Raw genomic sequence first — 26,741 nt, forward strand, 5'->3', positions numbered from 1 at the left:
TCAGCTTACGGTTTGCTCAGGATTGCGCCCCCTCTAGGGCGCGTCCCGCCGCCGCCAGCTCGCCGGCCATGACCGCCTTCAGCCGCTGCGGCGCCTCAATGGTCGCCTGCTCGCCCCAGGTGAACAGGTGCCAGGCCAGTTCGCGCATGCCTGAGGCGCGGAACCGCACCAGGACCGATCCGTCCGGCTGATCCTCGATGGTCTGGGTGGGGTGCCAGCGCCAGCCGCGCGCCTCGGCCGCGCCCTCGGGGGCGATGCGCAGCACCACGTCTTCGATCTCGTCCTGATAGATGCCGAAGGACTGGCTGGCGAAGGCGGCCAGGTCGAAGTCCGCGGGCGGCCGCGCCGTCCCCTCGCCCGCCTCGACCGAGCTCATGCGATCCAGACGGAAGGTCTGGATACGACCGCTCTCGCGGTCCGCCGCCACCAGGTAGTTGGCGCGCCCGAACATCAGGCCGCAGGGGGCCACGCTGCGGCTGCGCGCCTCGGCCCCCGGACGGGCGTAGATGAAGCTCAGGGGCCGTTCGGCCAGCACCGCGCCTCTGATCTCGGCCAGCACCGTCTCGTCGGCGGTGGGGCGCGGCCCGGCCTGGACGGCGATGGTCTCGGCCCGGACCAGAGCCTCCAGATCAGGCGCCATGCGGTTCAGGGTGGTCGAGCGCATGGCCGCCTTGACCTTGCGCTCCAGCCCTTCCAGCGCAGCCGCTCGCGCCGGTTCGCCCGCCGCGCGCAAAGCCGCCGCCGCCTTGGTCAGCTCCAGCATCTCGGTCGCGGTCGGGGCCTGCTCGAAGGCGGACAGGCCGCCGCGAATGCGCCAGCGCTTGCTCGGCGGATCGCTGATCTCCTCGACCTGCGGGAACAGCATCAGCACCGCGTCGCGCATCCGCTCGGCCGTGCGCCGCCCGACCCGCAGTTGCCCCGCCATCTCGTTCAGCGTCAGCCCCTCGGCGCTGGCCGCCATGCCGCGCGCCAGATCAATGACCATCGCCGCCTTGTCGTGCCGCAAGAAACTTCTCCACAGAGATACGTCCGAAACTGACGCAATGCTGTCGCATCCTCTCAACATCAGCAAGAGGCAATCGCTTCAGGAGATCACGACATGGCCTTCGCCCGCACCCCGACGTTTCAAAAGCCGGCCCGCAAGGCCTTCGCCGACCGCTACATGATCGTGCCGTGCGAGGCCGAGGGCGACCTGGCCGTCATCTGGGACCGTCAGGAAGAACAGGTCGTGGACGTTATCTCCGCCTCGGCGAGCAGCCGCTATTCCGACGAAGACGCCCTGTGGGACGAGTTCCACGCCGCACCGGTCGCCGCAGCCCACGACTGGCGCATGGCGGCGTAAACCCTGTGGGTCGCCTTTAAGGTCAGGACGCTGGCGAGGATCTGAATGCGACGTTGTGGGCGACGACGCGGGCGCGAATCTCGCCACGCATCCGCTCCAGCTCGCTCCCTTCGATCAGACGACCGCGCAGCACCAGATCGGCGATGCGCCGCGTCGCCGACACATCGACCAGCGGATTGGCGTCCAGCACCAGCAGGTCGGCCGACTTGCCCGTCGCCACGGCGCCGTAGCGCGCGCCCTGGTTCAGGAAGCGCGGCCCGTCCACGACCGAGCCCATCAGCGCCTCGCGCGGCGTCAGACCCAGCTTCACATACAGCTCCAGCTCGTCGTGCAGCGAGAAGCCCGGATAGTTGAATGAGTTGAGGAAGCCCGCATCCGTCCCGGTCAGGATCACCACGCCCGCATCGCGCAACATGGGCAGGGTGCGCGACGTCACCTCCTTGACGAAATGACGGTCCTCGATCTGCTGCGGCGTGGCCCGGGCCGCGCGCTCGACGCGCCAGTCATAAGTCGCCCGGATGCCCGGTCCGACATAGGCCAGTCCGTCGTCGTGCGAGTGGTCGTCCAGATCGAGGTTGGCCAGGGTGGTCGAGCCGTAGAGGGTCGGCGACACCGCCGTGCCCAGTTCGCGCAGTCGGGCATAGACCCGCCGCGCCGTCTCGACGTCGAAGGTGTCGGCGTAGCGCCGCATAGTCTGGGCGTAGGTATACTTGCCCGTCAGATAGTCGGCGGCGATGGCCGCTTCATCGCGCGAGCCCGCCTTCATGGCGTAGTCGAGATGCTCGATCGACGACAGGCCCGCCTCGGCGGCCTCCAGCACGGTGATGCTGGCGGGAATGTGGGCCGAGGTCTTCATCCCCCGCTTCTTCGCCTCGCTCACAGCGTAGAGGAAGAGTTCAGGCTTCAGGGTGTTGTCGGTGATCTTGACGAAGTCGACGCGCAGGGCCTGCAGCCGGTCGAGTGCGGCATCGACATCGGCCTCGCTGCCGGTCTCGATCACGCCCTTCCAGACGGGAGCAATGCCCTCGATCTTGGGGCCCGAGGTGAAGATACGCGGGCTGTCGGGCGTCGGCGGGGCGTCGCGCCAGTCCAGCACCTGCTGCGCCAGATCGCCCGCCGCGTCGCGTACCGCGACCACGCCGTTGACGACGTAAAGCGGCATCAGCTCGGCGTTTTCCTCGATCAGGGTCTCGCCCCCGCCGAAGTGGACGTGCATGTCCCACAGACCGGGCATGACATAGCGGTCACCCAGGTCCGTCGTCCGCGCCGCGCGATAGCGGCTCGCCTGTCCCTCAGGCAGGACGGCGACGATGTCCCCGCCGCGCACGGCCACCAGTTGATCGGGCGTCGTCGTTCCCTTCTCGACATCGACCACCGTGGCCGAGGTCAGCAGCAGGTCGATCGTCTCGACCGGGGTTTCAACGGCGGTCAGCGGCGCCGTGGCGCAGGCGGACAAGAAGGCGGCGGCGGCGACGATCAGGAAGGTGCGCATGACCATCCGCTATAGGCCTCTCGTCGCGCCCGGCAAGCGGATCAGGGATAGCGGCGGTTCATCTCGTCCCGACTGGCGACGCACAGGTCGCGCAGCACGCCCATGTCCACCTGATCCAGCCGCTTGATGTAGAGGCAGGCCACGCTCGTCGTGTGCGGCCCCAGCCGCTCCAGCATGGCCTCGGTCTCCGGCGCCCAGGCCAGATAGAGGGTCAGGGCCGCCTTGCGGGGCGAGAAGCCCATGCGCGGCCAGTCGGCGCTCTTGCCGTTGGCGGTGACATTGGCGTAGCGGCCAAAACCGACGATGGACGGCCCCCACATGACCGGCGCCTCGCCCGTCACCTCCTGCATCAGGGCGCTGAGGATGCGGCCTTCCTCGCGCCGTCGCGCCGGTTCGGCGGAGGCCAGGAAATCCTCGACCGAGGCGTCGGTCGGCTGGGTCTTCGGCTCAGACATGGGGCGCTTCCACAGCCTCAATGGCCAGTCCCGGCGCCGTCGAACAGGCGGCCAGGGTCCAGTCGCCCTGACTGCGCATCCGCCGCCAGGCGCCGGCGGGAGCCGCGATCTGCCTCTGGTCCGGCCCCAGCACCAAAGGCCTCAGTCCCTGATCGGTGACGATCTCCAGCGTCAGGGGCGCCCCCATGTAGAAGGCCCAGATCTCGGTCATCTCGACCAGGCGCCAGTCGTCCGCGTCGTCGGCCGTCAGCAGCCGATAGGCGGTCGCGGCCTCGGACCCGCAGGCCGCGAGACCGGGATCACGCGCCATCGGCCGGAAATGCCCGCCCTCGGGATGGGGGCTCAGCGACAGGTTGGCGATGATCTCGTCCGCGCTGAACACGATCTTCCCCTCCTCCGTCATGGCCGCCCCGCTGAAATACTCAGCGCCTTGATGGCGCTGTTCGCAGCGCGACTCAACGGCCGGCGATGAAGGGCGGCGCAGGACGCCACTGACCGTCTTCAAAGATGAAATCTTCGCCACCATTCCAGGGAACCGCGGCGGGCCAGCTTGTCCGGCCATGGCCGACCACGAGGTAACGGACGCCCGGCTTCAACGCCTGTGCAGGACCTTCGGCGACAAACCCCTTCGGCGCCTGGCCATAGATGACCTGTGTCAGCTTGCGGCAGTCGCGTCCGCGCGCGCTGACGCTCCAGACGGGCCGCATCATGGCGTTGGACGTTTCATGCACCGCCAGACTGCTGACGCAGACTCGTTCTGGGCGCACTGGATCGACCCCGAAGCTCGCCGTCGGTTGTTCCAGGGAGCCGCTGATGCGCACCGGGATCATGGCCGAGCAGGCCGCGACCGAGGCCATCAGCAACAGAACAAAACTAAGCCGCCCGCGTCGCCTCACAGCGCCTTCACGATCCCCTCGACCATCTTCTTGGCGTCGGCGAACAGCATCATGGTGTTGTCGCGGAAGAAGAGCTCGTTCTCGACGCCCGCATAGCCCGCCGCCATGCCGCGCTTGATGAAGAGGACGGTGCCCGCCTTCTCCACGTCCAGCACGGGCATGCCGTAGATGGGCGATTGCGGGTCGGTCTTGGCGGCGGGGTTGGTGACGTCGTTGGCGCCGATGACGAAGGCCACGTCGGCGGAGGAGAACTCGGAGTTGATGTCCTCCAGCTCGAACACCTCGTCATAGGGGACGTTGGCCTCGGCCAGCAGGACGTTCATGTGGCCCGGCATCCGGCCGGCGACGGGGTGGATGGCGTATTTCACCTCGACGCCCTCCTCCTTCAGGGCGTCGGCCATTTCGCGCAGGGCGTGCTGGGCCTGGGCCACGGCCATGCCGTAGCCGGGCACGATGATGACCTTCGACGCGTTCTTCATGATGAAGGCGGCGTCCTCGGCCGAGCCCTGCTTGACCGGGCGCGTCTCGACCACGCCGCCTCCCGCCGCCGCCGCATCCCCGCCGCCGAAACCGCCCAGGATGACGCTGATGAAGCTGCGGTTCATGCCCTTGCACATGATGTAGCTGAGGATGGCGCCCGACGAGCCCACCAGGGCGCCGGTGATGATCAGGGCGATGTTCTCGAGCGTGAAGCCCAGGGCCGCCGCCGCCCAGCCGGAGTAGGAGTTCAGCATCGACACCACGACGGGCATGTCGGCGCCGCCGATGGGGATGATCAGGGTCGCGCCGAGGATCAGGGCGATGGCGAAGACGCCCCAGAAGGCCCAGATGGCCGTGCCGCCGGTGCCGATCAGCACGCCGATCAGGAAGACCAGGGCCAGGCCCAGTCCGATGTTGATCAGGTGGCGGGCGGGCAGCAGGATGGGCGATCCGCTCATCCGGCCGTCCAGCTTGGCGAAGGCGATGACCGAACCGGTGAAGGTGATGGCCCCGATGGCGACGCCCAGGCTCAGCTCGACGATCGACAGGGTCTTGATGCCGCCCTCGGCCGTCATGATGCCGAAGGCGTCGGGGGCGTAGACGGCCCCGACCGCCACCAGACAGGCGGCCAGACCGACTAGGGAGTGGAAAGCCGCGACCAGCTGCGGCATGGCCGTCATCGGCACGCGTTTGGCGATCAGGGCCCCCGCCCCGCCGCCGACCACGACGCCCCCGCCGATCAGGGCCAGCGTCAGCAGGTCCAGCGCGCCGGATGCTCCCAGAGTCAGCAGGGTCACGCCGACAGCGAGAGCCATGCCGATCATGCCCAGCGTATTGCCCCGACGGCTGGTCTCCGGGCTGGACAGCCCCCGGAGGGAGAGGATGAACAGGACCCCCGCGGCCAGATAGGCCAGCGCGGCTATGGATGCGTTCATCAGATCCCCTCCCCCGAGGTCATGTTCAGTCAGGCGTTAAGTCAGAAGACGTTGACGACGGCCGGCGCGGCCGGATCGTTGGTGCCGGCGGACGTGGCCACGCCGTTCTTGACGACAGCGACGCCGACGCCGCCCTCGCCGCCCGTCTTGGTCACGCGGCAGCTGCCGTTGTCGCTGGGCAGACGCCCGGCCATGCGGCCCGTGCCGGTGTGGTTGATGCGATTCATGTGGATGCCGCGAATGGTGACCGGGGCGAACTGGCATTGCAGCGCCCAGCTGGCGCCCTGCGGCGCGGCGACGGACCAGTGCAGGCCGCCGTAGGGGTTCTTGCCCACTTCTTCGGTGTGCTGGGCCGAGGCGGCGCCCGAGGCGGCGACGGCGGCGGTCAGGGCGGCGGCGAAAATCAGGGAGGTCTTCATCACGGTTACTTTCAGCGTTTGGTCAGGCTTTGGGTGCGGGTCAGTCGCCAGAGCGCGGCGGCGATGAACAGCGGCCCCAGGAATATCATGGCCCAGTCGAAGACGGTCATCTCGCGGTTCTGAATGACGATGCGCGTCAGGACGGCGGCGAACACCAGAACCACGCCGCAGTCCTGAAACCGCAGCTTGCCGATGGGGTCCTTCACCCGGACCCAGCTCCAGATCCACAGGGCGACGCCCAGGCCGGTGACGGCCCAGGAGACGTAAAAAGCGAACAGGGCAGGCGAAAAAATCACGAGGCCTTGGGCCTTTCCTTCTTCTTGTACATGGCCAGCATCCGTCGCGTGACCATGAAGCCGCCGAAGATGTTGACGCTGGCCAGGGTCACGGCGACCACGCCCGCCCCCTTGGCGATCCAGGCGTTCGGGCCCGCCGCCTCGGGGCTGAGCGCCGCCGCCGCGATCAGGCCGCCGACGATGATGACGCTGGAAATGGCGTTGGTCACGGCCATCAGCGGCGTGTGCAGGGCGGGCGTCACGCTCCACACCACATAATAGCCGACGAAGATGGCCAGCACGAAAATGGCCAAGCGGAAGACGGTGGGATCGACGTGTTCCATCAGCTTCTAGCCTCCAATCGCGCGTCAATGCTGACCAGCAGTCGCAAGATGCCGCCTCCCAGCAGACTCATCACAGCCATTTCGATGATGTTGCCCAGGGCTCTGCCGGCGACAACGCCTCCCTGGAACGAAAGCCCTACCAGAACCAGAAGCGCCAAAGCCGGGCCTACGATCATGATCAAGACGGCGAAGGCTGCGAGGCCGTCTCTCAACTTGGTCGAGATCATCCCTTCACGCCTTCATGCACGATGGCCCCGCCGTGCGTCACGACAGCTGCCTTGAGGATTTCGTCTTCCAGGTCCAGCGTCACGACACCGTCCTTCAGCATCAACCCGACGAAGGCGGTCAGGTTGCGGGCGTAGAGAGCGCTGGCGTCGGCGGCGATGCGGCCCGGCAGGTTGGTGTAGCCGACGATGGAGACGCCACCAGCCGTGGTCACGACCTCGCCCGCCTTGGCGCCCGCGACATTGCCGCCCGCCTCGACCGCCAGATCGATCAGGACCGAGCCCGGCTTCATCGAGGCCACCTGTTCGGCGCTGACCAGCACCGGCGCCGCGCGTCCGGGGATCAGGGCCGTGGTGATAACGATGTCCTGCTTCTTGATATGCTCGCCGGTCAGGGCGGCCTGCTTGGCCTGATATTCCGGCGACATGGGCTTGGCGTAGCCGCCCGCCGTCTGGGCGTTCTTGAACTCTTCGTCCTCGACGGCCAGGAACTTGGCGCCCAGGCTCTCGACCTGTTCCTTGGTGGCCGGGCGGACGTCGGTGGCGGTGACCACAGCGCCCAGACGCCGCGCCGTGGCGATGGCCTGCAAGCCCGCCACGCCCACGCCCATGACGAAGACCTTGGCCGGGGCGACCGTGCCCGCCGCCGTCATCATCATCGGGAAGCCCTTGCCGAAGGCGTAGGCCGCCTCGATCACCGCGCGATAGCCGGCCAGATTAGCCTGGGACGACAGCACGTCCATGACCTGGGCGCGGGTGATGCGCGGCACGAATTCCATGGCGAAGGCGGTGACGCCGGCGCCCTTCAGCGCCTCGACCGTATCCTTCTCGCGATAGGCGTCCAGCATGGCGACAACGATGGCGCCGGGCTTCAGCGCGCTGGTCTCCTGCGCCGTCGGACCGCGCACCTTCAACACAATGTCGGCGCCCTCCAGCACCGCACGGGTGTCGGGCTTCACCGTGGCCCCGGACTCGGCGTAGTCGGCGTCGGGAATGGACGAGCCAATGCCCGTCCCGGCCTCGACCGACACGGTCGCGCCCAGGGCGATCAGCTTCTTCACCGTCTCCGGCGTTACAGCGCAACGCGTCTCGCCTTCTCGGCGCTCGCGGGTCACGGCGATGGCGACAGCCAAGCGAATCCCTCCCAAATCCCCCAGAGCCGGAACGTTAGGACGAAGCCAAAGCGGGCGTCAAAGCGCAAATCGCCCCCTCGCCTGACAATTTGTTGCAGCGCGAGAGAAAATTATCCTCACAGACGCAAGTTTCAACCTTTTCCTGCGCGGCGCGAGACATGAAAAAGCCCGCCGAACGCGTGTCCGACGGGCCTTTCAAGTTTCACTGCGCCGCGAGCGCGGCGCCGAACTCAGTGCGCAGGCTTGGAGCGCAGGGCGAAGAAGCCCGCCACGAACACCACGACGCCGCTGATGGCGCCGGCCAGGAAGCCCGCGCCCACGGCGAACCATACCGTCAGCAGGACCAGGATCGCAGCCGTCAGCAACGAACCCCACTTGGCCATGAATTTGAACAGCTCCCAGGTCGAGACCTGTTCCGAGATTTCCATCGAGCCGTGCACATAGGCGTGTTCGGCATTGTCTGCGTGCTGGTCGGCCATTCCGGTCTTCCGAAAAAGAGTCAAGATTTCGACGGCTCTTATAGCGGTCGGGGCGCGAGGCTCAAGACCCGAGCACACGCGGTCCAGCTTGTCGCGTTGACGTCGCCCGATCAGCGTTCATGATGCGAGTGCGAACGTCTTGCCGGACCCAGGAGCTCCCATGCCTTCCTCGACCGTTCTCGTCGCCACCGACCTGACCGCCCGCAGCGACCGTCCGCTGGATCGCGCCGCCCTGCTGGCCGATCAGATCGGCGCCGGCGTCACCGTCGCTCATGTCATCGAAGGCCCAGGCTTCGACCGCGAGCAGGACGAGGACATCCTGCGCGCCGTCCGCGCCTCGCTGCCTCCCGCTCTGGACGAGGCCGCCGTGGTGTCGGATCATGGCGCCGCGCCCGCGGTTCTGGCCGCCTTGGCGAACAGCGAAAAAGCCGCCGCCATCGTTACCGGCACAGGCCGCTACAACGGGCTGAGCGACTTCTTCCTGGGCACCGCGGTGGACCATCTAGTGCGCCACGCCGAGCAGCCAGTGCTGGTGGTGAAGCGACGTGCGAGCGGCCCCTATCGCTCCATCCTGCTGGCCACCGACTATTCCGACGGTGCGCTGCAGGCCTTCCAGACGGCGCTGCGGCTGTTCCCCGACGCCGAGTTTGAACTGGTCAACGCCTACAGCGTGCCCTTCGAGACGCGCGCGCCCTCGGCCGACATCACCGAAGCGGCCCGCGAAGAGGCCGAGGCCGAGATGGCCGCCTTCGTCGCCCGCGCCGCCCCGCCTAAGCTCGACGCCGTCCACACCCTCGTCGCCAAGGGCGACGTCCAGACAGTGATCGAGCAGCGCGTCATCAGGGACGTCCCCGATCTGGTCGTCATCGGCTCGCACGGCCGCAGCGGCTGGGTGCAGGCGACCCTGGGCAGTCAGGCGTCGAACCTGCTGAAACGCCTGCCCTCCGACGTTCTGGTGGTGCGTCAGACCCGGGACTGAATCAGCCCAGCGCCTCGAACTGATCGACCAGACGCTCCAGCCGCTTCGTGCCGATGGTCCAGAAGGCGGGATCCCGCGGGTTGAGACCGAACGGCTTCAGCGCCTCGACATAGGTGTGGGCGCCGCCGCCCGACAGCAGGTCACGATAGAGGGGCGTGAAGGCCGCCGGGTCCTTGGCCCGTGTCTCCATCAGGGCAGCGACCAGCAGGTCGCCGAAGGCGTAGGCGTAGACGTAGAAGGGCGAGTGGACGAAGTGGCTGACGTAGGCCCACCAGTTCTCATAGCCGGGGTTCAGCGTCACCTCCGGGCCGAGGCTGGCGCCCAGTTCCTCCATCCAGATCTCGCCAAGGCGTTCGACCGAGACCTCGCCCGTCGCGCGCTCGTCGTGGAAACGGGTCTCGAAGCGGTGGAAGGCGATCTGGCGCACGACCGTGTTCAGCCCGTCCTCGATCCGACCGGCCAGCAGGGCGCGCTGATCCTGCGGCGTCGCCTCGGCCAGCAGACGGTCGAAGGTCAGCCCTTCGGCGAAGATGGACGCCGTCTCGGCCAGGGTCAGGGGGGTGTCGGCCAGCAAGCTGCCTTGCGCCGCCGCCAGGGTCTGGTGCACGCCGTGACCCAGTTCGTGGGCCAGGGTCAGCAGGTCGCGCCGCTCGCCCATCCAGTTGAGGAAGACGTAGGGGTGGCGGTCCGCCGTCACCGGGTGGGCATAGGCGCCCGACTGCTTGCCCGGCCGGGCCCTGGCGTCGATCCACGGCCGGTCGAAGAACCAGGCCGCGCGCTCGGCGAAGTCGCCGCCGAGGTCGGCGAAGCTGGCCAGCACCACCTCGCGCGCCTGCGCCCAGTCATAGGTGCGCGGCGGTGTGGCCTCGATGGGGGCGTTGCGGTCCCAGTGGTCCAGCGCCGTCTTGCCCATGGCCTTGGCTTTCAGCGCATAATAGCGGTGCGAGATGCGCGGATAGGCCACGGCCACGGCCTCGGCCATGGCGTCGACGCTCTCGCCGTCGACCTCGTTGCCCAGGTGGCGGCTGTCGGCGGGGCGTTTGAAGCCGCGCCACTTGTCTTCCAGCGCCTTGTCGGCGGCGACGGTGTTCATGACCATGGCCATGGTCTGGGCCTTGTCGGCGAAGGCCTTCGACAGGCCCTCGGCGGCCGAGGCTCGCTTGGCGGCGTCGGCGTCGCTGAGACGGTTCAGGGCTTCGGACAGGGTCAGGCTCTCGCCGTCGGCGTCAGCGCGCAGCGCCGCCAGGGTCTCGTCGAACAGGCGCGGCCACTGGGCCTGAATGGGGCCGCGCTCGGCGATGAAGGTTTCCAGCTCGGTGGACAGTTCGTGCGGCTTCATGGCCCGCACCCGGCGCAGCCAGGGCGACCAGCGCGTGGCGGCGGGATGGGCGGAAAGCGCCGCGGCGATCTCGGCCTCTTCCAACTGGTTGATCTCCAGCGTCAACCAGACGGTCGGGGTGGCGATGACCGTCATCTTCTCGCGGATATTGGCCTCGAAGCCCTGCGCGCCCGCGTCGTCGCGCGCCGTCGAGGCCGCGAGGAAGGCATAGGCGCCCAGACCGCCCATGACGTCCGCCGCCTGTTCATACAGATCAACGGCCTGATCCAGCGCCGCCCCCAGAGCCGCCGCGTCGCCGCGATGGGCGATCAACTGGCCCTGAAAGGCGTTCATCTGATCCACAAGGGCCTTGGCGCGATCGAGGTCGGCGCCGATGCGCGCATCCTCGCGCGAGGCGTAGAGGTCGGACAGGTCCCACAGGGGGGCGTCGGCGAAGTCGGTCGTGTTGACGGGCGCGTTCATGCTCTTGCTTGTGGGGACGCGAAGGCGATGGCGCAACTCCCAGAGAGGCCCAGATGGGCTTCCACTTCTGGCCGTCCCGGTCCACCCTGCCGGTGAAGCTTAAGGGGCCCCGCCATGACCGACCCGTTCCACGACCAGACCGGCCGCGCCTCGCTGGGCGGCGCGCGGGGGTTGGCCGTCGCCCGCCTCGGCATCGGTCTGGTGCAGGGGCTGCTGCTCTATGGCCTCTATCGCGGCATGGCGACTCACGACGCCCTGACCTGGCCCGCGACCCACCCACCGCTGTTCGCGGCCCTGGTTCTGGCCTGCGCCTTTACGCCCGTCATGCTGCTGGCCGGGGTCGGACGATTGTCGGTCAAGGCGCTGGCGATCTGGGGCGTGGTCGCCGCCGCCGCGCTGGCGCTGCTGGGCTGGCACGACGCGGCGCAACAGGCCAGCGGCTCCTTCCGGCCGCCCTATCTGCGCTTCCCCGTTGTCGCCTTCAGCGCCGCCGCCCTGTTCATCGCCCACCATCTGATCGTCCCGGCGGCGGCAAGTCGCCGCTGGATCGCCGACTTCGACGACTATTTCGACACGGCGTGGAAGGCGGGGGTGCAACTGGCCCTGTCGCTGGGCTTCACCGGCGCCTTCTGGCTGCTGCTCTTCCTCGGCGCGGCCCTCTTCCATGTCATCGGCCTCAGCTTCCTGTCCGACCTGATCGGCCAAGAATGGTTCGCCATCCCCGTCACCTGCCTGGTCTTCGCAGTGGCGGTGCAGTTGACCGACGTGCGCAGCGGTCTGATCCGCGGCGTGCGGACCGTGGCCCTGATGTTGCTGTCCTGGCTGCTGCTGGTGATCACGGTGCTGGTCGGAGGCTTCCTGATCGCCCTGCCCTTCACCGGGCTAGACGGATTGTGGAAGACGGGCAGCGCCACGGCCCTGGTGCTGTCGGCGGCGGCGGCCCTGATCATCCTGATCAACACGGCCTATCAGGACGGGCGCGAGGACAACCTCCCGCCCGTCGTGCTGCGCATGGCCGTGCGGGTCGCTTCGATCCTGCTGACGCCGCTGATCCTGATCGCCCTCTGGGGGCTGAGCCTCCGAATCGGCCAGCACGGCCTGACGCCGGACCGGATCATCGCCTCGGCCTGCGCCCTGGTCGGGGTCGTCTATGCGGCGGGCTATGGTTGGGCCGCGCTGTCGCCCTTCTGGAAGAAGTCGGCGTGGATGAAGCCGCTGGAGCGCACCAATGTCGCCGCCGCCGTCCTGACCGTCGGCGTCATCCTGGCCCTGTTCAGCCCCCTTCTGGATCCCGCCCGCCTGTCGGTCGGCGATCAGGTCGCCCGACTGAAACGCGGCGCGGTCAGCACGGCCGAATTCGACTACAGCTTCCTGAGGTGGAATGCGGGCCGGACCGGCCAGCGCGCGCTGGCCAAACTGTCGCGCTCCGACAACGCCGACATCGCCGCCCGCGCCAAGCGAGCACAGGCGTCCACGTCGCGTTACGACGACGATCAGGTCACGCCGCCGGGCAAGCCCCGCATCACCGCCTGGCCCAAGGGCGCCGTCCTGCCGGAAGGATTTGACGCCCCTGTCTCCAGCGGCGACCCGCGCTTCGCCTGCAGCGGGACCGAGGACTGCGTGGCGGTTCTGCGCGACATGAACGGCGACGGGCGCGACGAAGTTCTGCTGGCCACGCGGTTCCAGATCACCCTGTTCGCGGCCGAGGCCGGCAGCTGGAAACCTCAGGCCGATTACCGCGCCAACGGCTGCGTCGGCCCGCGCACTTCTGACCACCGCGAGTTTCTCAAGTCGCCGGACGTCGCCCCCGTGTCGTCGCCCTGGCCGGACCTTAAGCTGGGCGCGACCACCGCGCACCGTCAGGTTCGCATCGACTGCCCGCCGATCATCTCGCCCGTTAACCCCTGACTCAGTTCTCCGAAACCCGATCTTCACCCCCTTTGGTCTAGGGTGTGCTTGAAGCGAGCCGATCCCGATCAACGAGGACGGCCGTCACGGTGATGTTTAGGGTGTGTATCCAATGGCCAAGACCGTTCTGGTCGTCGACGATGATCCCACGCAGCGCCGCCTGATTCAGGCGGTGCTCGACCGCGAAGGCTATGCCGTCGTCCACGCCGAGAGCGGGGGCGAGGCCATTGACCGCCTGACCAAGGGCGGCGGCGCGGACGTGGTCCTGCTGGACCTCGTCATGCCCGGCCTGTCGGGGCTGGAAACCCTGGCGGAGATCCGCACGGCGGGCGTGGCCGTTCCGGTCATCGTCCTGACGGCCAACGGCGGCATCGAAACCGTGGTCAAGGCCATGCAGGCCGGAGCCCAGGACTTCTTCGTCAAGCCCGTCGGGCCCGAGCGACTGCTGATCGGCGTGCGCAACGCCCTGCAATTGACTCAGCTTTCAGCGGAAATCGGCCGCCTGAAGAAACACGTCTCGGGCCGCACCTCGTTCGACGACATCGTCGGCGACAGCCCGCCGATGCGGATGGTCAAGGCCCTGGGCGTTCGCGCCGCCAAGTCCGGCATCCCTGTGCTGATCACCGGCGAAAGCGGCGTGGGCAAGGAAGTCATCGCCCGCGCCCTGCACGGCGCCTCGGACCGGGCCGGCAAGCCCTTCGTGGCCGTCAACTGCGGCGCCCTGCCCGCCAACCTGGTCGAGTCCATCCTGTTCGGCCACGAGAAGGGCGCCTTCACCGGCGCCGTCGACAAGCACGCCGGCAAGTTCATGGAGGCCAACGGCGGCACCCTGTTCCTCGACGAGATCGGCGAACTGCCGCTGGACATGCAGGTCAAGCTGCTGCGCGCCCTTCAGGAGGGCGAGGTCGATCCGGTCGGATCGAAGCGCGCGGTCAAGGTCGACGTCCGCATCGTCTCGGCCACCAATCGCGACCCGGCCCAGCAGGTCAAGGAAGGCGCCTTCCGCGAAGACCTCTTCTATCGCCTGAACGTCTTCCCGATCGAGGCCCCAGCCCTGCGCGAACGGCGCGAGGACATCCCGGCCCTGGTCGAGCACTTCATCGCCCGCTTCAACGTGGAAGAGGGCAAGCGCGTCGCCGGTTGCGCCGTCGAGACCATGGCCCTGCTGCAGGGCTACGACTGGCCCGGCAATGTGCGCCAGCTGGAAAACTCGATCTATCGCGCCCTGGTGCTGGCCGATTCGCCGCTGTTGCAGCCCCACGACTTCCCGGCCATCTCGGGCGTCGCCATGCCGCTGACCTCCGGCGCCGCCATATCGCACGACCGCGCCGAGACGCCGCAAAGCCAAGACAGCGGCGAGGCCCAACCCGACAGCCCTGTGCGCATCATCGACGCGCGCGGCCACCTGCGTACGCTGGAAGAGATCGAACGCGACCTGATCCAGCACGCCATCGAGGTCTATTCCGGCCACATGAGCGAGATCGCCCGCCGCCTCGGCATCGGCCGCTCGACCCTGTACCGCAAGGTCCGCGAACAGGGACTGGAAGAGCAGTTGAAAGAAGCGGGCTGAAGCGGCCTCAGCCCGGCTCATGCCCATAGCGGTTAGGCCCCGTCGTGCCTTTCAGGCACAAAAGGACCACTAGGCCGATCAGGCTGGCCATGTAGAGCATATTGTTGGCGAACAGCAGGAAGAAGGGGCCGAGCGCCGCCTCGTCCGACTGCGTGAAACGCTCCATCACCCAGGGAAACAGGGTGGCTGCGATCACGCCGAACACCAGCGGCGGCAGACCCCACCAGCCGGGTCGCCCCGTGTCATGCAGCCGCCGCGTCACCGCCGCCGCCAGCAGGAGCCCCGCCGCGACGAACACCAGCCGCATCGCCCAGAACAGCCCGCTCATGTCCGGCATCAACTCGGCCTCGGGGTCGTTGATCCGGACCGAGTATTGGCCGGGCCCCGCCGTCACTGTCACCTGCTCCGGGTTTGCGGCGGCGTAGCGCGTCGCCTCCTCGAAGAAGCCGGACATGGCCGGGATCATGGCCGCCGCCATGCCGACATAGAGCAGGACCGCCACGACCAGGGCGTAGGGCCAGAAGCGCCCCCGCCGATCCCGCCCGCGGAAATCCGCCAACCGCCTGAACCCGTCCCATACCGCAGACATTTTCCGCCCCCGCGCACTTCCACTGGAAGCACAAGGTTACGTCAGACGTCGTGACGGGTCATCTGCAATGACGTGCTAGACTATGACCATGAACGACAAACGCGACGGCCAGCCCGCCTCCCTCGCCCCGGCGGACGCAGCGCCGACCGAGACCCCGATCCAGCGCGCCCTGCGTGAAAAGCAGGAAGCCATCGCCGCACGCCCCAAGCCCCCGCGCGGCGGCCGCTTCCAGCGCGAACAGGCCGCCCGCGTCAGAAGCGGCGCCGTAAGGCCCTGGAGCACCAAGGGCTGACCTCGAAGCGGACGGGCTGGATGTCGGTTAAGGGTGGGAAGCTGACATCACCTAGGTCCGTCCTCTCCTGTCCCGAAATAGAGAAGGTTAGGAGCGCATGTCTCCAAGAGAGCTAACAGCGTTCTCATGCGATCCAATGTCACTTTGCTCGGGTCTCTTGGATGGATCAAAACTGCGTCGTTGCCCGTCACCGAAAGCAGGTCGCCTCGTTCGGCGTTGCACGCGATTTCGACGCGGGCAGCAAAATCGCTCACACTCTCTTTCCCCGGATCGAACTCACGAAAAGCCGACAGGCCCTGCGTCTTGAGCCATTCGTGTTGCTGATTGAGTGCCTGATCTCGCAGCGCGACCAATCTGGGCAACTTTGAAAGTATGTCTTGAAAGGCTTTTTCTAGGTCTTCCGATGCGAACACGAAGCGACTTGGCCACGACAGATATAAATCGGCGAGGCCGATCAGCGCCGCATTTGGGATTTTGGATGCTGAAAAGGTGAGGACATCCTCTTGGCAGTCGGCATCCCATTCTACCTTTACTTCGACCGGTCTGATGCCGCATGAAATCAACGCATCTGCTAGGTCGCCTGTGGGGTGAGCGCACATGGTCTCAAATCCTTCCCCTGCTCTGACGTAACTCTAAGACGGCGCTCAGAGAGTCCGCAACGGGTCGTTAGCGGACGTTCCAGCACGGCGCGTCCTCGCCTCTTCGGGCGCACAAGGCTCCGGCCACCCAGGGCGAACGTGTTTCAAACCATTCATCCGATGCCTCAGCGCGATGGTGCGTCAGGATGAGCGGGTCAGGCGCTTCAGCCAATCCTCGGCGGCCCCTGTGGATAGTTCATCGGCGGCCAACCGCCTGACACCGGGCGCAATTCCTACATTCATCAACAAAAACCGCTGTTATCCACATTTGCTAACAATTGTTAAGGACTCGGGCTTCGACCGTATGGCTCCGTGATTCGCATGGAACCCATGGGGGAAGCCGATCGCGCGCTGGACGCTCTGTGGCGAGGCCTTTACGGCCAGCCGCTTCCGCTTCTCGGCGCGCCGGAACTGGCCCTCATGGTCATCATCGAAACCGAGAGGCCCCAATGGCTGCAAGAACCCGCCGACGTCGTTCCGCTTGGTCGCTTTCGCCGTTTGAGGCGCTGCTCCTGACGCTGGCCATCGCCGCCCTGATCGGAGCCTTCCTGTCCATCCTCTGACAGCCGGCCGGGGCCTCCGCTCCCGCCATCTCTCTTCTCTTCCGACAATCCGCTTTTCTTCACCTGCAGCATTGACGCGCGCCCTATCTCGCTACAACTGTAGCGCTACATTTGTAGCGAACAAGAAAGCGGTAGATGAGCAGGATGATCAAAGGGCTGACGCTGGCCGTTCTGATAACGGCTGCGACCGGATCCCATGCGGCCGCCGAAGACGGCGTCGCCGCTTCCGCACCCGCGTCACAGGTGCAGATCGCGCCCCTGTCCAGCGCCCTTCAGGCCGAGATCGACCGCTACGTCCTGGCCGAGATGGCGCGGCAACGCGCGCCCGGCCTCGCGGTCGGCGTCTATCGCCATGGCGTTCCTGTCCTGATGAAGGGCTATGGCCTGGCCGATGTCGAATGGGGCGCTCCGGTCGCCAGCGACACGCGGATGCAGACCGGATCCCTCGGCAAGCAGTTCGTCGCCGCCGCGATCCTGAAACTGGCCGAGGAAGGCCGGGTGGATCTCGACGCCCCCGTCGCCCGGTACTTCCCCGAGGCGCCACGCGGATGGGCCGGCGTCACCGTGGCCCATCTGCTGTCGCACACTTCCGGCATCGGCGCCTATGACGGGGACAAGCTGACCGGGCCGGGCGGGGCGTTCGACTACCGGAAGGATTTCACCGAGGATCAGCTGGCCGCCGCCATCGCCGCCCTGCCGACGGAGTTCGAGCCCGGGACGCGCTGGAGCTACAACAACGCCAACTATGTGCTGCTGGGCATCCTGATCCACCGGGTCACGGGCAGGCCCTACGGCGACTACCTGACCGAGGTCTTTTTCGCCCCGCTGGGGATGAGCGCCACGCGGGTGATTTCCGACGCCGACATCATCCCGCGCCGGGCCTCGGGCTATGAGATGCGCGACGGCGTCCTGCGCAATCAGGCCTGGGTGTCGCCGACCTTCAACGCCACCGCCGACGGCACCATCTATTCGACGGTCGAGGACATGGCCCGATGGGACCGCGCCCTGTACGGCGACGCCCTGCTGTCTCCGGAATCCCGGCGGAAGATGTGGACGCCCTTCGTGCTGAAGGACGGCAAGCCCAACGCCCAGGGCTATGGCTTCGGCTGGAACATCAATGTGTTGAACGGCCAGCGGCGCATCATGCACAACGGCGCCTGGCAGGGCTTCACCAGCACCATGACCCGCTATCCCGACCTCGGGCTGACGGTCGTGGTCTTCGCCAATCTGGACTCCAGCTATGGTCGCCCCGACCTGATCGCGCGCGTCGTGGCCGGACTGGTCGAGCCGGAGGTGATGCCGTCCCTGTCTCCCGCCCTGCCGGACGACCCGGCGCGGGCCGAACGCCTGCGCGCCTTTCTGGACCGGGCGGCGGCCGGGGAGGACCTGACCCAGGACTTCTCGCCCGGCTCGGGATACCGCCCCGACCCCGGACACGCCCGCGACCTGACGGCCGCCCTGCCGGAAGGATGGCGCGACGCCCCCATGACCCTGGTGCGGGACCTCAGCCGGCCGGACGGCGGCGGACGCTACAGCTATCGCGTCGGTCCGGTTGGAAACACCCGGCTGTTCACCGTCGCCCTGGCCCCCTCGGGCCGGGTGGCTGGCTACGGCGTGGCGGCGGACCCCGACAACCGATGAAGCGGCTAGGATTCGGCCGCGGCCTCGCGGATGCGGCCGACCATGCTGTTCAGGCCGTTGGCCCGCTGGCGCGTCAGGGCCGAGGGCAGGCCCAGGCGGTCCAGCGCCGCGCGCGCGTCGAAGCCCAGGATCTCGGCGGGCGTACGGCCGGAGTAGAGCTTGAGCAGCAGGGCGATATTGCCCTTGGACAGGGCGCTGTCGCTGTCGGCGTCGAAGAACAGTCGGCCTTTGGCGCGGCGGGTCGACAGCCAGACCTGGGCGGCGCAGCCCGGCACCTTGTTGGCCTCGATCCGCGCTTCCTCCGGCAAGGGGGCCAGGCCCTTGCCCAGGTCGATGACGTATTCGATCCGCCCCTCCCAGTCGCCCAGCAAGTCGAATTCCTCGACCAGTTCAGCCAAGGCTTCATCGAGGGTTTGGGTCGGGCCCAAGGGGGGAAGGTCGCCGGTCATGCTCATGCGGGCGACATAGGCCCCGCCGCCCGCCACGCCAAGCCCCAAGGCCCGACACACAGCCGGCTCCTGCGCCAGTTTGGGACAGTCGCCTGCGAGGCGAGCGACCTAGGGGCGGGGCCGCTCCGGGTCTAGACTGCGCCCCTTGAATCAACCGCGCAAAGCCCCGGATTGACCGCTCCCGCCGCCCTGCCCGCCACGCCTGATCCCGCCGCCGACGAGGCGCGCGGCGGATCGGCGCTGGCCGCCTGGCACGCGGGATGGGCCGCGACGGTCGGGCTGTCGGCGCTCGCCGCCGCCGGACTGGGCCAGCCCGCGACCGTTCAAGGCTTGAGCGTTCCTGCGGCCCTGACCATGGCGACGCCGGGCCTGCTGGGCCTCATCCTTCTGGGCCGCGACGGGCGGGCGGTGCGCGCCGCCCTGCTGGCGGCCTGGTCGCTGGCGGCGATCGCGGCGTCCGGCCTGTCAGGCGGACTGACCGGACCGCTGGGAGGCTTCCTCTTCATGCCTCTGGTCGCCGCCGTGGCCCTGGGGTCGTCGCGGCTGGTCCCGTTCGGCGCCCTGGGGGCGGCGCTGGCGGTTCTGGCCGGTCTGATCGCCGTCGCCGTCCATGGCCCGCCCGAGGCCTCGCCCGGCATGGCGGCCGTCGCCGCCCTGCTGACGGGGGGCGCCGCCGCCCTGGCCCTGCGCCTGAGCGCCGCGCGACAGGCCCGCCGTCTCGCCGCCGCCGAAGGGGCCGTGACCCGGATCGAAAAGATTCTGGCCGGCCAGCCCGGCCTGACCCTGGTGCTGGACGCCTCGGGCGCGGCCCTGGCCGCCTATGGCGCGGCGCCCGCCGCCCTGCCCGTCGATCCCCTGTTCGACGAGGGGCTGATCGCGGCTGTCCATGCGCCCGACCGCCCCGCCGTCCAGGCCGCCCTGGCCAAGGCGCGGGCGGGCGTCGAGGCCCAGGTCCGTTTCGCCCCGCGCCTGGCTCTGGATCGCCGCATCCTGCTGGTGCTGCGGCGACTGGATCAGGGCGACCCGCCGCGCCTGATCGCCCTGGCCCTGGACGCCACCCTGGCCCACGCCCGCGAGGCCGGACTGGAGGCCGCCCGCGCCGAGGCCGAGGCCCAGAACGCCGGCAAGTCCCGCTTCCTGGCCAATATGAGCCACGAGCTGCGCACCCCGCTAAACGCCGTGCTCGGTTTCTCGGACATCATGCGTCAACGCCTGTTCGGGCCCATCCCCGACCGCTACGCCGACTACGCCCGGTCGATCCACGAGGCGGGCGGCCACCTGCTGGACCTGATCAACGACGTGCTGGACGTCAGCCGCATCGAGGCGGCGCGCTACGACCTGACCATCGAGCGCTTCGACGTGCGCGAGATGGTGTCCGAGGCCCTGTCCCTGGTCCGCGTGCAGGCCGACGACAAGGGGGTCGATCTGGCCGCCGTCCTGCCGCCCCAGCCGCTGACCGTCGCCGCCGACCGCCGGGCGCTGAAGCAGATCGCGCTGAACCTGCTGTCCAACGCGGTGAAGTTCACCCCGGCGGGCGGCTCGGTCACCGTTCGCGCCGAGGCCCTCGGGCCGGTTCTGGAACTGACCGTGGCCGACACAGGCGTCGGCGTCGCGCCCGAGGACCTGGCCCGTCTGGGCCGTCCCTTCGAACAGGCCGGCGGCGCCGAACAACGGGCGCAGGGCACGGGCCTGGGCCTGTCGCTGGTCCGAGCCCTGGCCGAACTGCATCACGGCGCCATGAGCATCGACAGCACCCTGGGCGAAGGCACGGCGGTCACCGTCCGCCTGCCGGTCGTGGTGGCGCGCGAGCCGATCCTCGGCGACGCCGAGGTCATCCCCCTGAACCGCAGCGCCTGAGCGGAGACGCAGCCTTGCCGCGCCCGGCGGCGCGCCCTATGACATACCCATGGTCATCGAGCTTCTGTATCTCGCGCTGGGATTGGCGCTGCTGATCCGCCCCCAGGGGTTCGCCGGGATCCCCGAGAGCCGACGTCAGCGTCGGCTGGCGGCGCTCGAAGCTGGAGCAACCGAGGCCTTCTTTGAGGAAAAGAGGGCGCTCGAAACCTATCCGGCGCGGCGTTCGGGCCTGGGCCTGTGGCGCCTGCTGGGCGGCCTGATGGTCCTGACCACGCTGGCGCTTCTGCTGCTGCCGCTTTTTCCGACCAACACCTGAGGCCTGTCCATGATCGCCCTGCTTTTCGCCGCCGTGGTCGCGACGAACCCCGTGGTCAGCGAGCCTCAGACCCTGAGCGAATGCGTCTGGTCGCGTCTGCCCGCCGGGGACCGGTCGCAGGTCCTGACCGCCTACGAGCGCGGCATGAACTCCGGCATGAACGCCCTCAACCATCATGACCTGAAGGTCATGGCCGCCGCGCCGACGTGCGCGGGCCGCGCCGACCTGCCGGCCATGTGGGTGCGCTCCGCCGTCGCCGCCCATGTCATCCAGACGGGGGCTTCGGCCTCTGTCCTGTCGGAGAAGGGCCTGGACCGCGCGCGGCTGGACGCAGCCTGGGACGCGGCCCCGCTCGAGGCCCGCAACTGCACCCTGGCCAACGCCGCCAAGGTGTTCGGCATCGACGGCCCGGCCTGCGCGGACCGCCGCGCGCCGCGCGCCTTCGCCGAGAGCCTGGGCCTGACCCATTCAATCCGCGCCGACCGCAAGGCGGCGGAACAGACTCTGATCTATATGAACGCCAAGGCTCAGGAGCAGATCGCCCTGACCCTGATCGCCCGCATGCCGCCTGCCCGCCAGTAACATGGAGCCCGACCGGCCATGATGTTCCAAAGGCTGTTGCCTCTCGTCCTGATCGCCCTGGCCGCCTCGTCGCCGGGCCAGGCCCAGTCGGTTGAGACCCCGCAGCAGGACGCCGCTGCTTCGCAGGTGGAAGACATCCTGGTCCAGGGCCTGCGGAACGACCAGATCGCGCAACAGTTCGCGTCGACGGTCGGTGCGCCGGCCACCGGCCGAAAGCTGGCCGTCTGGCGTATGCCGATCTGCGTCGGAACGGTGGGAATGCGGGGCGAGCCGGCCCGCGCCATGATCGACCGGGTTTCCGACTGGGGGTACAGCCTGGGTCTTCGCATCGGCGCCCCGGGCTGCAGACCGAACATCCTCATCGTGACCGCGGAGAACGGCGACGAGGCCGCACGATCCATGGCGGTCACCCATCGCCGCGTCTTCCGAACCGGCACCTCGGGCACGACCGCGGGCGCGGCCGCGTTGCGCGCCTTCCAGACATCCGGCCGCCCGATCCGCTGGTGGCACACCAGCATGCCGATCAACACCGACACCGGCAAACCCGCCGTTCGCGTACGCGGCGAGGATCCATTCGGCGCGAGAGAGATCCGTACGCCTGCGGACCTCGGCCCCTACGGCGTAATCGTCCAGCCTTCCCGTTTGCGCGACGAAACCCAGGACGACCTGCGCCAGGCCCTGATCATTCTCGAGAACTCGGCTCTGGATCAGGCCGATTTCATGCAGGTCGCCGACTATGTGGCCATGGTCGCCCTAGCCCAGATCAGTGCAGACACCTCGCCGCCGACCGCCTCGATCCTGCACCTGTTCGACGCGGCAAAGGCGCCGTCTGAAACCCTCACCGCCTGGGATCAGGCCTATCTTCAGGCCCTCTACGCCAGCGACCAGAGCAAGGCCTCTCAGGGCGCGAATGAAGCCACGATCGCCTCAGCCATGGTCCGCATCGTGGAGCGGGACAACGCCGCGAGCCAGGCGGATTAAGCCGCCCCGCAAACCCCCGCCGCTTGCGCGACGGGGGCCTACCCGCTGGCTGGCGGATATGGGCTGACGGGACCTTGGAAACGCCAGCCCGAAGATAGAATTCTGGCCGGTGTCGCGGGGTTCCAAACGGCTCAGTCAGACGTCTAGATGGCGCCCATGGCCAGGAAGGCGCGTCCGGCGGCGAAGTCCCCCGCCTCGAAGCGAGCCTCGGCCACGCTGTCGTCGCGGAACAGAAACTGGATGACGAAGGTCTCGCGCGGGTCCAGTTGGGCCAGGGCGTCGGCGGCTTCGGTCGAGAATGTCCAGACCTCGCCCTGACGCGCGCCCTCGGGCAGCAGGCCCGGCGCGGCGGAACGGGCCGAGGCGGCGAAGAAGGCCCGGCGCACCGATTCCGGCGGCAGGCCGCCCCCGGTCAGCCAGACGCGCGGCGCCTGTTCGCGATCGCGCATGACCAGCCGGGCGGCATAGGGCCTGGGCCGTCCGACGAAGGAGACCACCGCCACCGGCGTCGTCGCCTTCGGGTGCGTGCCCGCCAGACCGAAGCGCACCGGCGAGCCGCCGGTGGCGCTGTCCTGCACCAATCGCCAGCCAAGGGTCTTGCTTTCGTAGCGGTCCCCGCGCCAGGCGGCGCGATCGCCGGGGAAGCTCATCCGGGCCGCGCGCGACCAGCCGGCGAAGCCCGCCTCGACCCGCGCCCGCACCCGGCTGAGATCGCCGTCGTCGCAGGCCGTGATCGACGCCTTGGACCGTGCCCGCGCCGCCGCCGCCGACAGGTCCGCCGCCGGCGTCCCCGCGCGCAGGGCCGCATTGCGCGCCTGCAGGGCCGCTGCATCCAGGGCGGCGATCAGTTGAGGCTCGAACAGGTCGCACTTCTGATGCGCGGCCAGCATGAAGGCGCGATCATAGAAGGCGTCGGTCACGGCCGCGCCGACGGGCGTCGCCAGCGTCGTCGCGACGATCGTGGCGGCCAGCATTCTGCTGACGGAACGGGGAGAAAGGCCTATCCTCATACTGATGACCCTAGGGCCGCAAGGTTCCGGTCCCGTGTCCAAGCAGGGTTAGCGAATTGCTTCTATCCACCGACGTCTGGGCCGGCGCCCTGATCCGCCGCGCCGAACTGGAGGGCGCCTACGCCACCGTGGTGAAGAAGGGCGACGCGCGCGGCGGGGCCGTGATCGTCAAGGCCTACAACACCGCTGATCGCACGGCCCGCCTCTATACCGAGGCGACCGGCCAGGACGGCGAGCCCCTGTGGATCCAGCCGGTCGTCAGCGAGATGGAGGACGAGTTGGACGCCTATATCGAACGCCAGCGCCGCTACGACCCCGACCTCTGGGTCGTCGAGATCGAGGACCGCCAGGGCCGGCACTTCCTGACCGAGAAGGTGCAGGAGGCGTAACGGCCGAGAGGATAGACTCGACACCAAGGGGGAATGACATTGAAATTAAAGATTTTTCTTCAGTTATCAATGATAACGTCAATTTTTATATCTATATACATATACAACTATGAGAGCATTACCCACAAAACTGGGATCATGATTTATCCAGTTTCATTCTTCGGGACATGGAAATACACAAGCTTTGTTTTATTTTGCATATATTGGCTCTGGGCAGCATCACTGATTTTGAACGCGGTATACTTCTCAACGAAAGGAAAAGAGCCCTAGACATCCTATTTTCACGGCCCACTTGCCCCGAGGATGACGACGGAAAAAGGTCTGCCTGACCTAAAAATGGTAACCGTCCTGTTCACCGCGTTCGTGAACGGGACCGCAAGTGAGACGGCTTAAACCTGTCTCATCGGGCCAGAAGGGCCTGCGTAGCGGTGGACGGCCCATGCTGTTTCTCTTGAACGACGTCGTCTTCGATCTGGACGAGGCCTGCCCGGCCCCGAGCCACGACGTGCGGCGCTTCGAGAAGCTGGACTTCGACTATGTGCTGGAGATGGGCTGCGACCTGTTCGCCGAGGACCCGATGCTGCACCGGAACGATCCGGCCCGCGCGCGACGTCTGGCCTGGCTGATCGCGCACAAGACCGAGGGCGTGAACGCCGCCCTGTTCGCCGCCCCTGTCGTCGGCTGCGCCCCCGAACTGGTCGAGCCGCGCTTCTGCGCCCTGCCCGAAATGATCATGCGTCAGCTTCAGGTCCGCGCCGCCCACGGCGGCCTCAGCGCCGTCGCCGCCGACAAGGCGGTTTGGGGCCGAATGGCGGCCTGACGCCGCAGCCCCTTCCGTCGAACAACGTGGTTCGCTATCCCTGAGACATAGCTATCAGGGACCATCGACGTGAAACTCTTCAACGCCATGCTGCTGCGCCTGAAACGCGGCGCCGCGGTTTCCGTCCTGTCGGCCCTGGCTGCGACCGCAGCCGGCGTCGCTCCCGCCCACGCGGACTGGCTGAAGGCCGAGAGCGAACGCTTCATCGTCTATAGCGACGGCGGCGAGAGCAAGCTGCGCGACTTCGTGCAGGAACTCGAGGCCTATGACCGCTTCCTGAGGCTGCGTATGGGGCTGGACGCGAACGAGGCGCCCCCGCGCAAGCTGCCCATCTATCTGGTCGCTTCGCGACGCGGCCTGACCCAGGTGCGTCCCGACCTGCCCGAGAATGTCGCCGGCTTCTACATGGCCACCGACGAGGACATTTTCGGCATCGCCCTGCGTGACCAGACCGTCAACACGCTGAAGCACGAATATGCGCATCACTTCATGATGCAGAACTTCTCCTATCCCTATCCGGGATGGTTCGTGGAGGGCTTCGCCGAATACTACGCCACGGTCGAGGTCGAGAAGTCGCGGATTCTGGTCGGCAAGTACAATGAGAACCGCGCCTACTGGCTTCAGGCGGCGTCGTGGATGCCGATGGCCGAACTCTTGTCCAAACGTCCGCTCGAGCGCGCGCGCAACCGCGACACCTATTACCCCCTGGCTTGGCTCCTGACCCATTGGTTCATCGGCGACGCCGACCGGCAGAAGGCGCTGGACGCCTATCTGCGCGACGTCGGGGCGGGCGGCGATCCGGTTGAGGCCATGGAAAGGGCCACCGGGTTGAACCCGACCGAGCTGCAACGCACCCTGCGCCGCTACATGAATGGACGGATCCCCTATCAGGCTGTCACCGTGGCCTACCCCCCGACGCCACTGACCGTGACCCGCCTGCCGCGGTCGGCCGACGACCTGCTGTTGCTGAACCAGAGGCTGAAGGTCGGCGTGCCGGAAGACAAGCGCGCCGCCACCGCCGAGGAGGTGCGCCGCGCCGCCGCTCGCCATCCCGACGATCCGCTGGCGCTTCTGGCGCTCGGCCACGCCGAACTGCACTTCGGCGACCCCGCCGCAGCCGAGGCCCCGCTGCAACGTCTGCTGGCGCTGGACCCCAACCACGTCGAAGCCCTGCAATACCTGGCCCGCGCCCGCTTGAAGGCCGCCGCAGACGCGGACAGCCTGGAAGAGACAGACCGACTGAACGGCGAGGCCCGCGCGTTCCTGCACCGTGCCTATCGCGCCGACGACGCCAACTACGCCACCCTGATGCTGATCGCCGAGAACCGGAACGGCGGGGAAGGCTATCCTAACGACAACGACGTCGCCGTGCTGGAACAGGCCTTCGCCCTGGCCCCGCAACTCGGCGAGGCCCGGATCAACCTGGCCCAGGTGCTGATGATCCGCGACCGCAACGCCGAGGCCGTGCCTCTGCTGGAGCCCCTGGTCAACGACCCGCACAGGCCGTCGGCGGGCGCCCGCGCCTTGCTGCTGCGCGCCAAGGGCATGACCGAGGCCGAGGCGGACGCGGAGGAGGCCGAGATCCTGAAGAAGGGCGAGGCTGAGGGCGAGGACACCCCTTCGGACAGCCCCGCCGGCGACTGACCCAGCGGCGGGCCTAGATCAAGCCGAACAGGATATGGACCGCCGTCGCCGCCAGGGCGATCAGGCCGAAGCCGCAAATCAAGCCGATAACGGGGTGGAGTTCCCTTTCGCTGCGCGCGGGCGGGACCTTGCCCGGATGCACCAGAGCCATGTCGTTTCCTTTCCCTTGCGGCGTCGATCTCATGGACCGGCGTCTCACAGAAACGAGCATGCCTCTAAAAGCCCCGCTTCGCGAAGG

General features: G+C 67.9%; 31 protein-coding genes. 13 read left to right on the forward strand and 18 right to left on the reverse strand.

Annotated features, from left to right (window positions below):
* Positions 1-16: 16 nt before the first annotated feature.
* Positions 17-1,006 (reverse strand): WYL domain-containing protein, encoded by a 990-nt coding sequence (locus B3K53_RS11015; protein ID WP_292084334.1) that lies wholly within the window; start codon positions 1,004-1,006, stop codon positions 17-19.
* A gap of 93 nt (positions 1,007-1,099) precedes the next feature.
* Between B3K53_RS11015 and B3K53_RS11020 the strand changes: the two genes are divergently transcribed.
* Positions 1,100-1,342 carry a hypothetical protein gene (locus tag B3K53_RS11020; protein WP_292084337.1) on the forward strand — a complete coding sequence of 81 codons (243 nt, stop codon included), beginning with the start codon at positions 1,100-1,102 and terminating at the stop codon, positions 1,340-1,342.
* 22 nt (positions 1,343-1,364) lie between these two features.
* Here the strand turns inward: B3K53_RS11020 and B3K53_RS11025 are convergent, their stop codons facing one another.
* The 11 genes from B3K53_RS11025 to B3K53_RS11075 form a co-directional block, all read right to left on the reverse strand.
* Positions 1,365-2,834: an amidohydrolase family protein gene (locus B3K53_RS11025; protein WP_292084338.1), complete on the reverse strand. Its 1,470-nt coding sequence runs from the start codon at positions 2,832-2,834 to the stop codon at positions 1,365-1,367.
* A gap of 41 nt (positions 2,835-2,875) precedes the next feature.
* Complete coding sequence (locus B3K53_RS11030) at positions 2,876-3,289, reverse strand: DUF1801 domain-containing protein (protein ID WP_292084340.1); 414 nt, start codon at positions 3,287-3,289, stop codon at positions 2,876-2,878.
* Positions 3,282-3,671 carry a cupin domain-containing protein gene (locus B3K53_RS11035; RefSeq protein WP_292084342.1) on the reverse strand — a complete coding sequence of 130 codons (390 nt, stop codon included), beginning with the start codon at positions 3,669-3,671 and terminating at the stop codon, positions 3,282-3,284. The genes B3K53_RS11030 and B3K53_RS11035 overlap by 8 nt, the downstream gene beginning before the upstream one ends.
* Positions 3,672-3,744: 73 nt before the next feature.
* Complete coding sequence (locus B3K53_RS11040) at positions 3,745-4,146, reverse strand: hypothetical protein (RefSeq protein WP_292084344.1); 402 nt, start codon at positions 4,144-4,146, stop codon at positions 3,745-3,747.
* Positions 4,147-4,181: 35 nt separating this feature from the next.
* Positions 4,182-5,600 carry an NAD(P)(+) transhydrogenase (Re/Si-specific) subunit beta gene (locus tag B3K53_RS11045; protein WP_292084345.1) on the reverse strand — a complete coding sequence of 473 codons (1,419 nt, stop codon included), beginning with the start codon at positions 5,598-5,600 and terminating at the stop codon, positions 4,182-4,184.
* Between the two features lie 41 nt (positions 5,601-5,641).
* Entirely contained in the window at positions 5,642-6,019 is a 378-nt protein-coding gene (locus tag B3K53_RS11050) for a hypothetical protein (protein ID WP_292084346.1), read from the reverse strand.
* An 11-nt stretch (positions 6,020-6,030) separates the two neighbouring features.
* The gene (locus B3K53_RS11055) at positions 6,031-6,315 is read right to left on the reverse strand and encodes a hypothetical protein (protein WP_292084347.1); all 285 of its coding nucleotides are present in this window, start codon (positions 6,313-6,315) and stop codon (positions 6,031-6,033) included.
* Positions 6,312-6,638, reverse strand: a complete 327-nt coding sequence (locus tag B3K53_RS11060; RefSeq protein ID WP_105562904.1) for an NAD(P) transhydrogenase subunit alpha — start codon at positions 6,636-6,638, stop codon at positions 6,312-6,314. Before B3K53_RS11060 ends, B3K53_RS11055 begins: the two co-directional genes overlap by 4 nt.
* Positions 6,638-6,865, reverse strand: coding sequence for a hypothetical protein (locus B3K53_RS11065; RefSeq protein ID WP_292084348.1), 228 nt, complete (start codon positions 6,863-6,865; stop codon positions 6,638-6,640). The genes B3K53_RS11060 and B3K53_RS11065 overlap by 1 nt, the downstream gene beginning before the upstream one ends.
* Positions 6,862-7,995 (reverse strand): Re/Si-specific NAD(P)(+) transhydrogenase subunit alpha, encoded by a 1,134-nt coding sequence (locus B3K53_RS11070; RefSeq protein WP_292084349.1) that lies wholly within the window; start codon positions 7,993-7,995, stop codon positions 6,862-6,864. The genes B3K53_RS11065 and B3K53_RS11070 overlap by 4 nt, the downstream gene beginning before the upstream one ends.
* Positions 7,996-8,225: 230 nt before the next feature.
* On the reverse strand, positions 8,226-8,474 hold the full coding sequence (locus B3K53_RS11075) for an aa3-type cytochrome c oxidase subunit IV (protein WP_292084350.1): 249 nt from the start codon (positions 8,472-8,474) through the stop codon (positions 8,226-8,228).
* A 160-nt stretch (positions 8,475-8,634) separates the two neighbouring features.
* On the opposite strand from B3K53_RS11075, the gene B3K53_RS11080 reads away from it, so the two are divergent.
* Positions 8,635-9,453 carry a universal stress protein gene (locus tag B3K53_RS11080; RefSeq protein ID WP_292084352.1) on the forward strand — a complete coding sequence of 273 codons (819 nt, stop codon included), beginning with the start codon at positions 8,635-8,637 and terminating at the stop codon, positions 9,451-9,453.
* A 1-nt stretch (position 9,454) separates the two neighbouring features.
* Here B3K53_RS11080 and B3K53_RS11085 read toward each other — a convergent pair whose 3' ends face one another.
* Positions 9,455-11,254 carry a M3 family oligoendopeptidase gene (locus B3K53_RS11085; RefSeq protein WP_292084354.1) on the reverse strand — a complete coding sequence of 600 codons (1,800 nt, stop codon included), beginning with the start codon at positions 11,252-11,254 and terminating at the stop codon, positions 9,455-9,457.
* A 114-nt stretch (positions 11,255-11,368) separates the two neighbouring features.
* Here B3K53_RS11085 and B3K53_RS11090 point away from each other — a divergent pair, with 114 nt between their 5' ends.
* Complete coding sequence (locus B3K53_RS11090) at positions 11,369-13,162, forward strand: DUF4153 domain-containing protein (RefSeq protein ID WP_292084355.1); 1,794 nt, start codon at positions 11,369-11,371, stop codon at positions 13,160-13,162.
* A 112-nt stretch (positions 13,163-13,274) separates the two neighbouring features.
* Complete coding sequence (locus B3K53_RS11095) at positions 13,275-14,732, forward strand: sigma-54-dependent transcriptional regulator (RefSeq protein WP_292084356.1); 1,458 nt, start codon at positions 13,275-13,277, stop codon at positions 14,730-14,732.
* Between the two features lie 7 nt (positions 14,733-14,739).
* Here B3K53_RS11095 and B3K53_RS11100 read toward each other — a convergent pair whose 3' ends face one another.
* Positions 14,740-15,321: a DUF805 domain-containing protein gene (locus tag B3K53_RS11100; protein WP_292084357.1), complete on the reverse strand. Its 582-nt coding sequence runs from the start codon at positions 15,319-15,321 to the stop codon at positions 14,740-14,742.
* Positions 15,322-15,409: 88 nt separating this feature from the next.
* Between B3K53_RS11100 and B3K53_RS11105 the strand changes: the two genes are divergently transcribed.
* Positions 15,410-15,613, forward strand: coding sequence for a hypothetical protein (locus B3K53_RS11105; protein WP_292084360.1), 204 nt, complete (start codon positions 15,410-15,412; stop codon positions 15,611-15,613).
* A 47-nt stretch (positions 15,614-15,660) separates the two neighbouring features.
* Here the strand turns inward: B3K53_RS11105 and B3K53_RS11110 are convergent, their stop codons facing one another.
* Complete coding sequence (locus B3K53_RS11110; RefSeq protein WP_292084363.1) at positions 15,661-16,212, reverse strand: hypothetical protein; 552 nt, start codon at positions 16,210-16,212, stop codon at positions 15,661-15,663.
* Positions 16,213-16,949: 737 nt separating this feature from the next.
* Here B3K53_RS11110 and B3K53_RS11115 point away from each other — a divergent pair.
* Positions 16,950-18,455, forward strand: a complete 1,506-nt coding sequence (locus B3K53_RS11115) for a serine hydrolase domain-containing protein (protein WP_292084364.1) — start codon at positions 16,950-16,952, stop codon at positions 18,453-18,455.
* 5 nt (positions 18,456-18,460) lie between these two features.
* Here the strand turns inward: B3K53_RS11115 and B3K53_RS11120 are convergent, their stop codons facing one another.
* Positions 18,461-18,904, reverse strand: coding sequence for a SufE family protein (locus B3K53_RS11120; RefSeq protein ID WP_292084507.1), 444 nt, complete (start codon positions 18,902-18,904; stop codon positions 18,461-18,463).
* Positions 18,905-19,075: 171 nt separating this feature from the next.
* On the opposite strand from B3K53_RS11120, the gene B3K53_RS11125 reads away from it, so the two are divergent.
* From B3K53_RS11125 to B3K53_RS11140, 4 genes are read left to right on the forward strand one after another with little or no spacing between them, the layout of a single operon-like run.
* Positions 19,076-20,761 carry a sensor histidine kinase gene (locus B3K53_RS11125; protein WP_292084366.1) on the forward strand — a complete coding sequence of 562 codons (1,686 nt, stop codon included), beginning with the start codon at positions 19,076-19,078 and terminating at the stop codon, positions 20,759-20,761.
* 49 nt (positions 20,762-20,810) lie between these two features.
* Positions 20,811-21,077: a hypothetical protein gene (locus tag B3K53_RS11130; protein ID WP_292084367.1), complete on the forward strand. Its 267-nt coding sequence runs from the start codon at positions 20,811-20,813 to the stop codon at positions 21,075-21,077.
* Between the two features lie 9 nt (positions 21,078-21,086).
* A complete protein-coding gene (locus B3K53_RS11135; RefSeq protein WP_292084369.1) occupies positions 21,087-21,659 on the forward strand; it encodes a hypothetical protein in 573 nt (190 codons plus the stop codon).
* Between the two features lie 18 nt (positions 21,660-21,677).
* The gene (locus B3K53_RS11140; protein WP_292084370.1) at positions 21,678-22,640 is read left to right on the forward strand and encodes a hypothetical protein; all 963 of its coding nucleotides are present in this window, start codon (positions 21,678-21,680) and stop codon (positions 22,638-22,640) included.
* A 143-nt stretch (positions 22,641-22,783) separates the two neighbouring features.
* Here the strand turns inward: B3K53_RS11140 and B3K53_RS11145 are convergent, their stop codons facing one another.
* Entirely contained in the window at positions 22,784-23,614 is an 831-nt protein-coding gene (locus B3K53_RS11145; RefSeq protein ID WP_292084371.1) for a hypothetical protein, read from the reverse strand.
* 92 nt (positions 23,615-23,706) lie between these two features.
* Between B3K53_RS11145 and B3K53_RS11150 the strand changes: the two genes are divergently transcribed.
* From B3K53_RS11150 to B3K53_RS11160, 3 genes are all read left to right on the forward strand, one after another.
* Positions 23,707-24,039, forward strand: coding sequence for a DUF1491 family protein (locus tag B3K53_RS11150; protein WP_292084373.1), 333 nt, complete (start codon positions 23,707-23,709; stop codon positions 24,037-24,039).
* Between the two features lie 439 nt (positions 24,040-24,478).
* Positions 24,479-24,859, forward strand: a complete 381-nt coding sequence (locus B3K53_RS11155) for a hypothetical protein (RefSeq protein WP_292084374.1) — start codon at positions 24,479-24,481, stop codon at positions 24,857-24,859.
* 69 nt (positions 24,860-24,928) lie between these two features.
* On the forward strand, positions 24,929-26,503 hold the full coding sequence (locus B3K53_RS11160; RefSeq protein WP_292084375.1) for a tetratricopeptide repeat protein: 1,575 nt from the start codon (positions 24,929-24,931) through the stop codon (positions 26,501-26,503).
* Between the two features lie 13 nt (positions 26,504-26,516).
* Here the strand turns inward: B3K53_RS11160 and B3K53_RS11165 are convergent, their stop codons facing one another.
* Positions 26,517-26,654, reverse strand: a complete 138-nt coding sequence (locus B3K53_RS11165; RefSeq protein ID WP_292084376.1) for a hypothetical protein — start codon at positions 26,652-26,654, stop codon at positions 26,517-26,519.
* Positions 26,655-26,741 lie beyond the last annotated feature (87 nt).

This window comes from Brevundimonas sp. UBA7506, assembly GCF_002479495.1.
In the GTDB taxonomy this organism is placed as follows: Bacteria; Pseudomonadota; Alphaproteobacteria; order Caulobacterales; family Caulobacteraceae; genus Brevundimonas.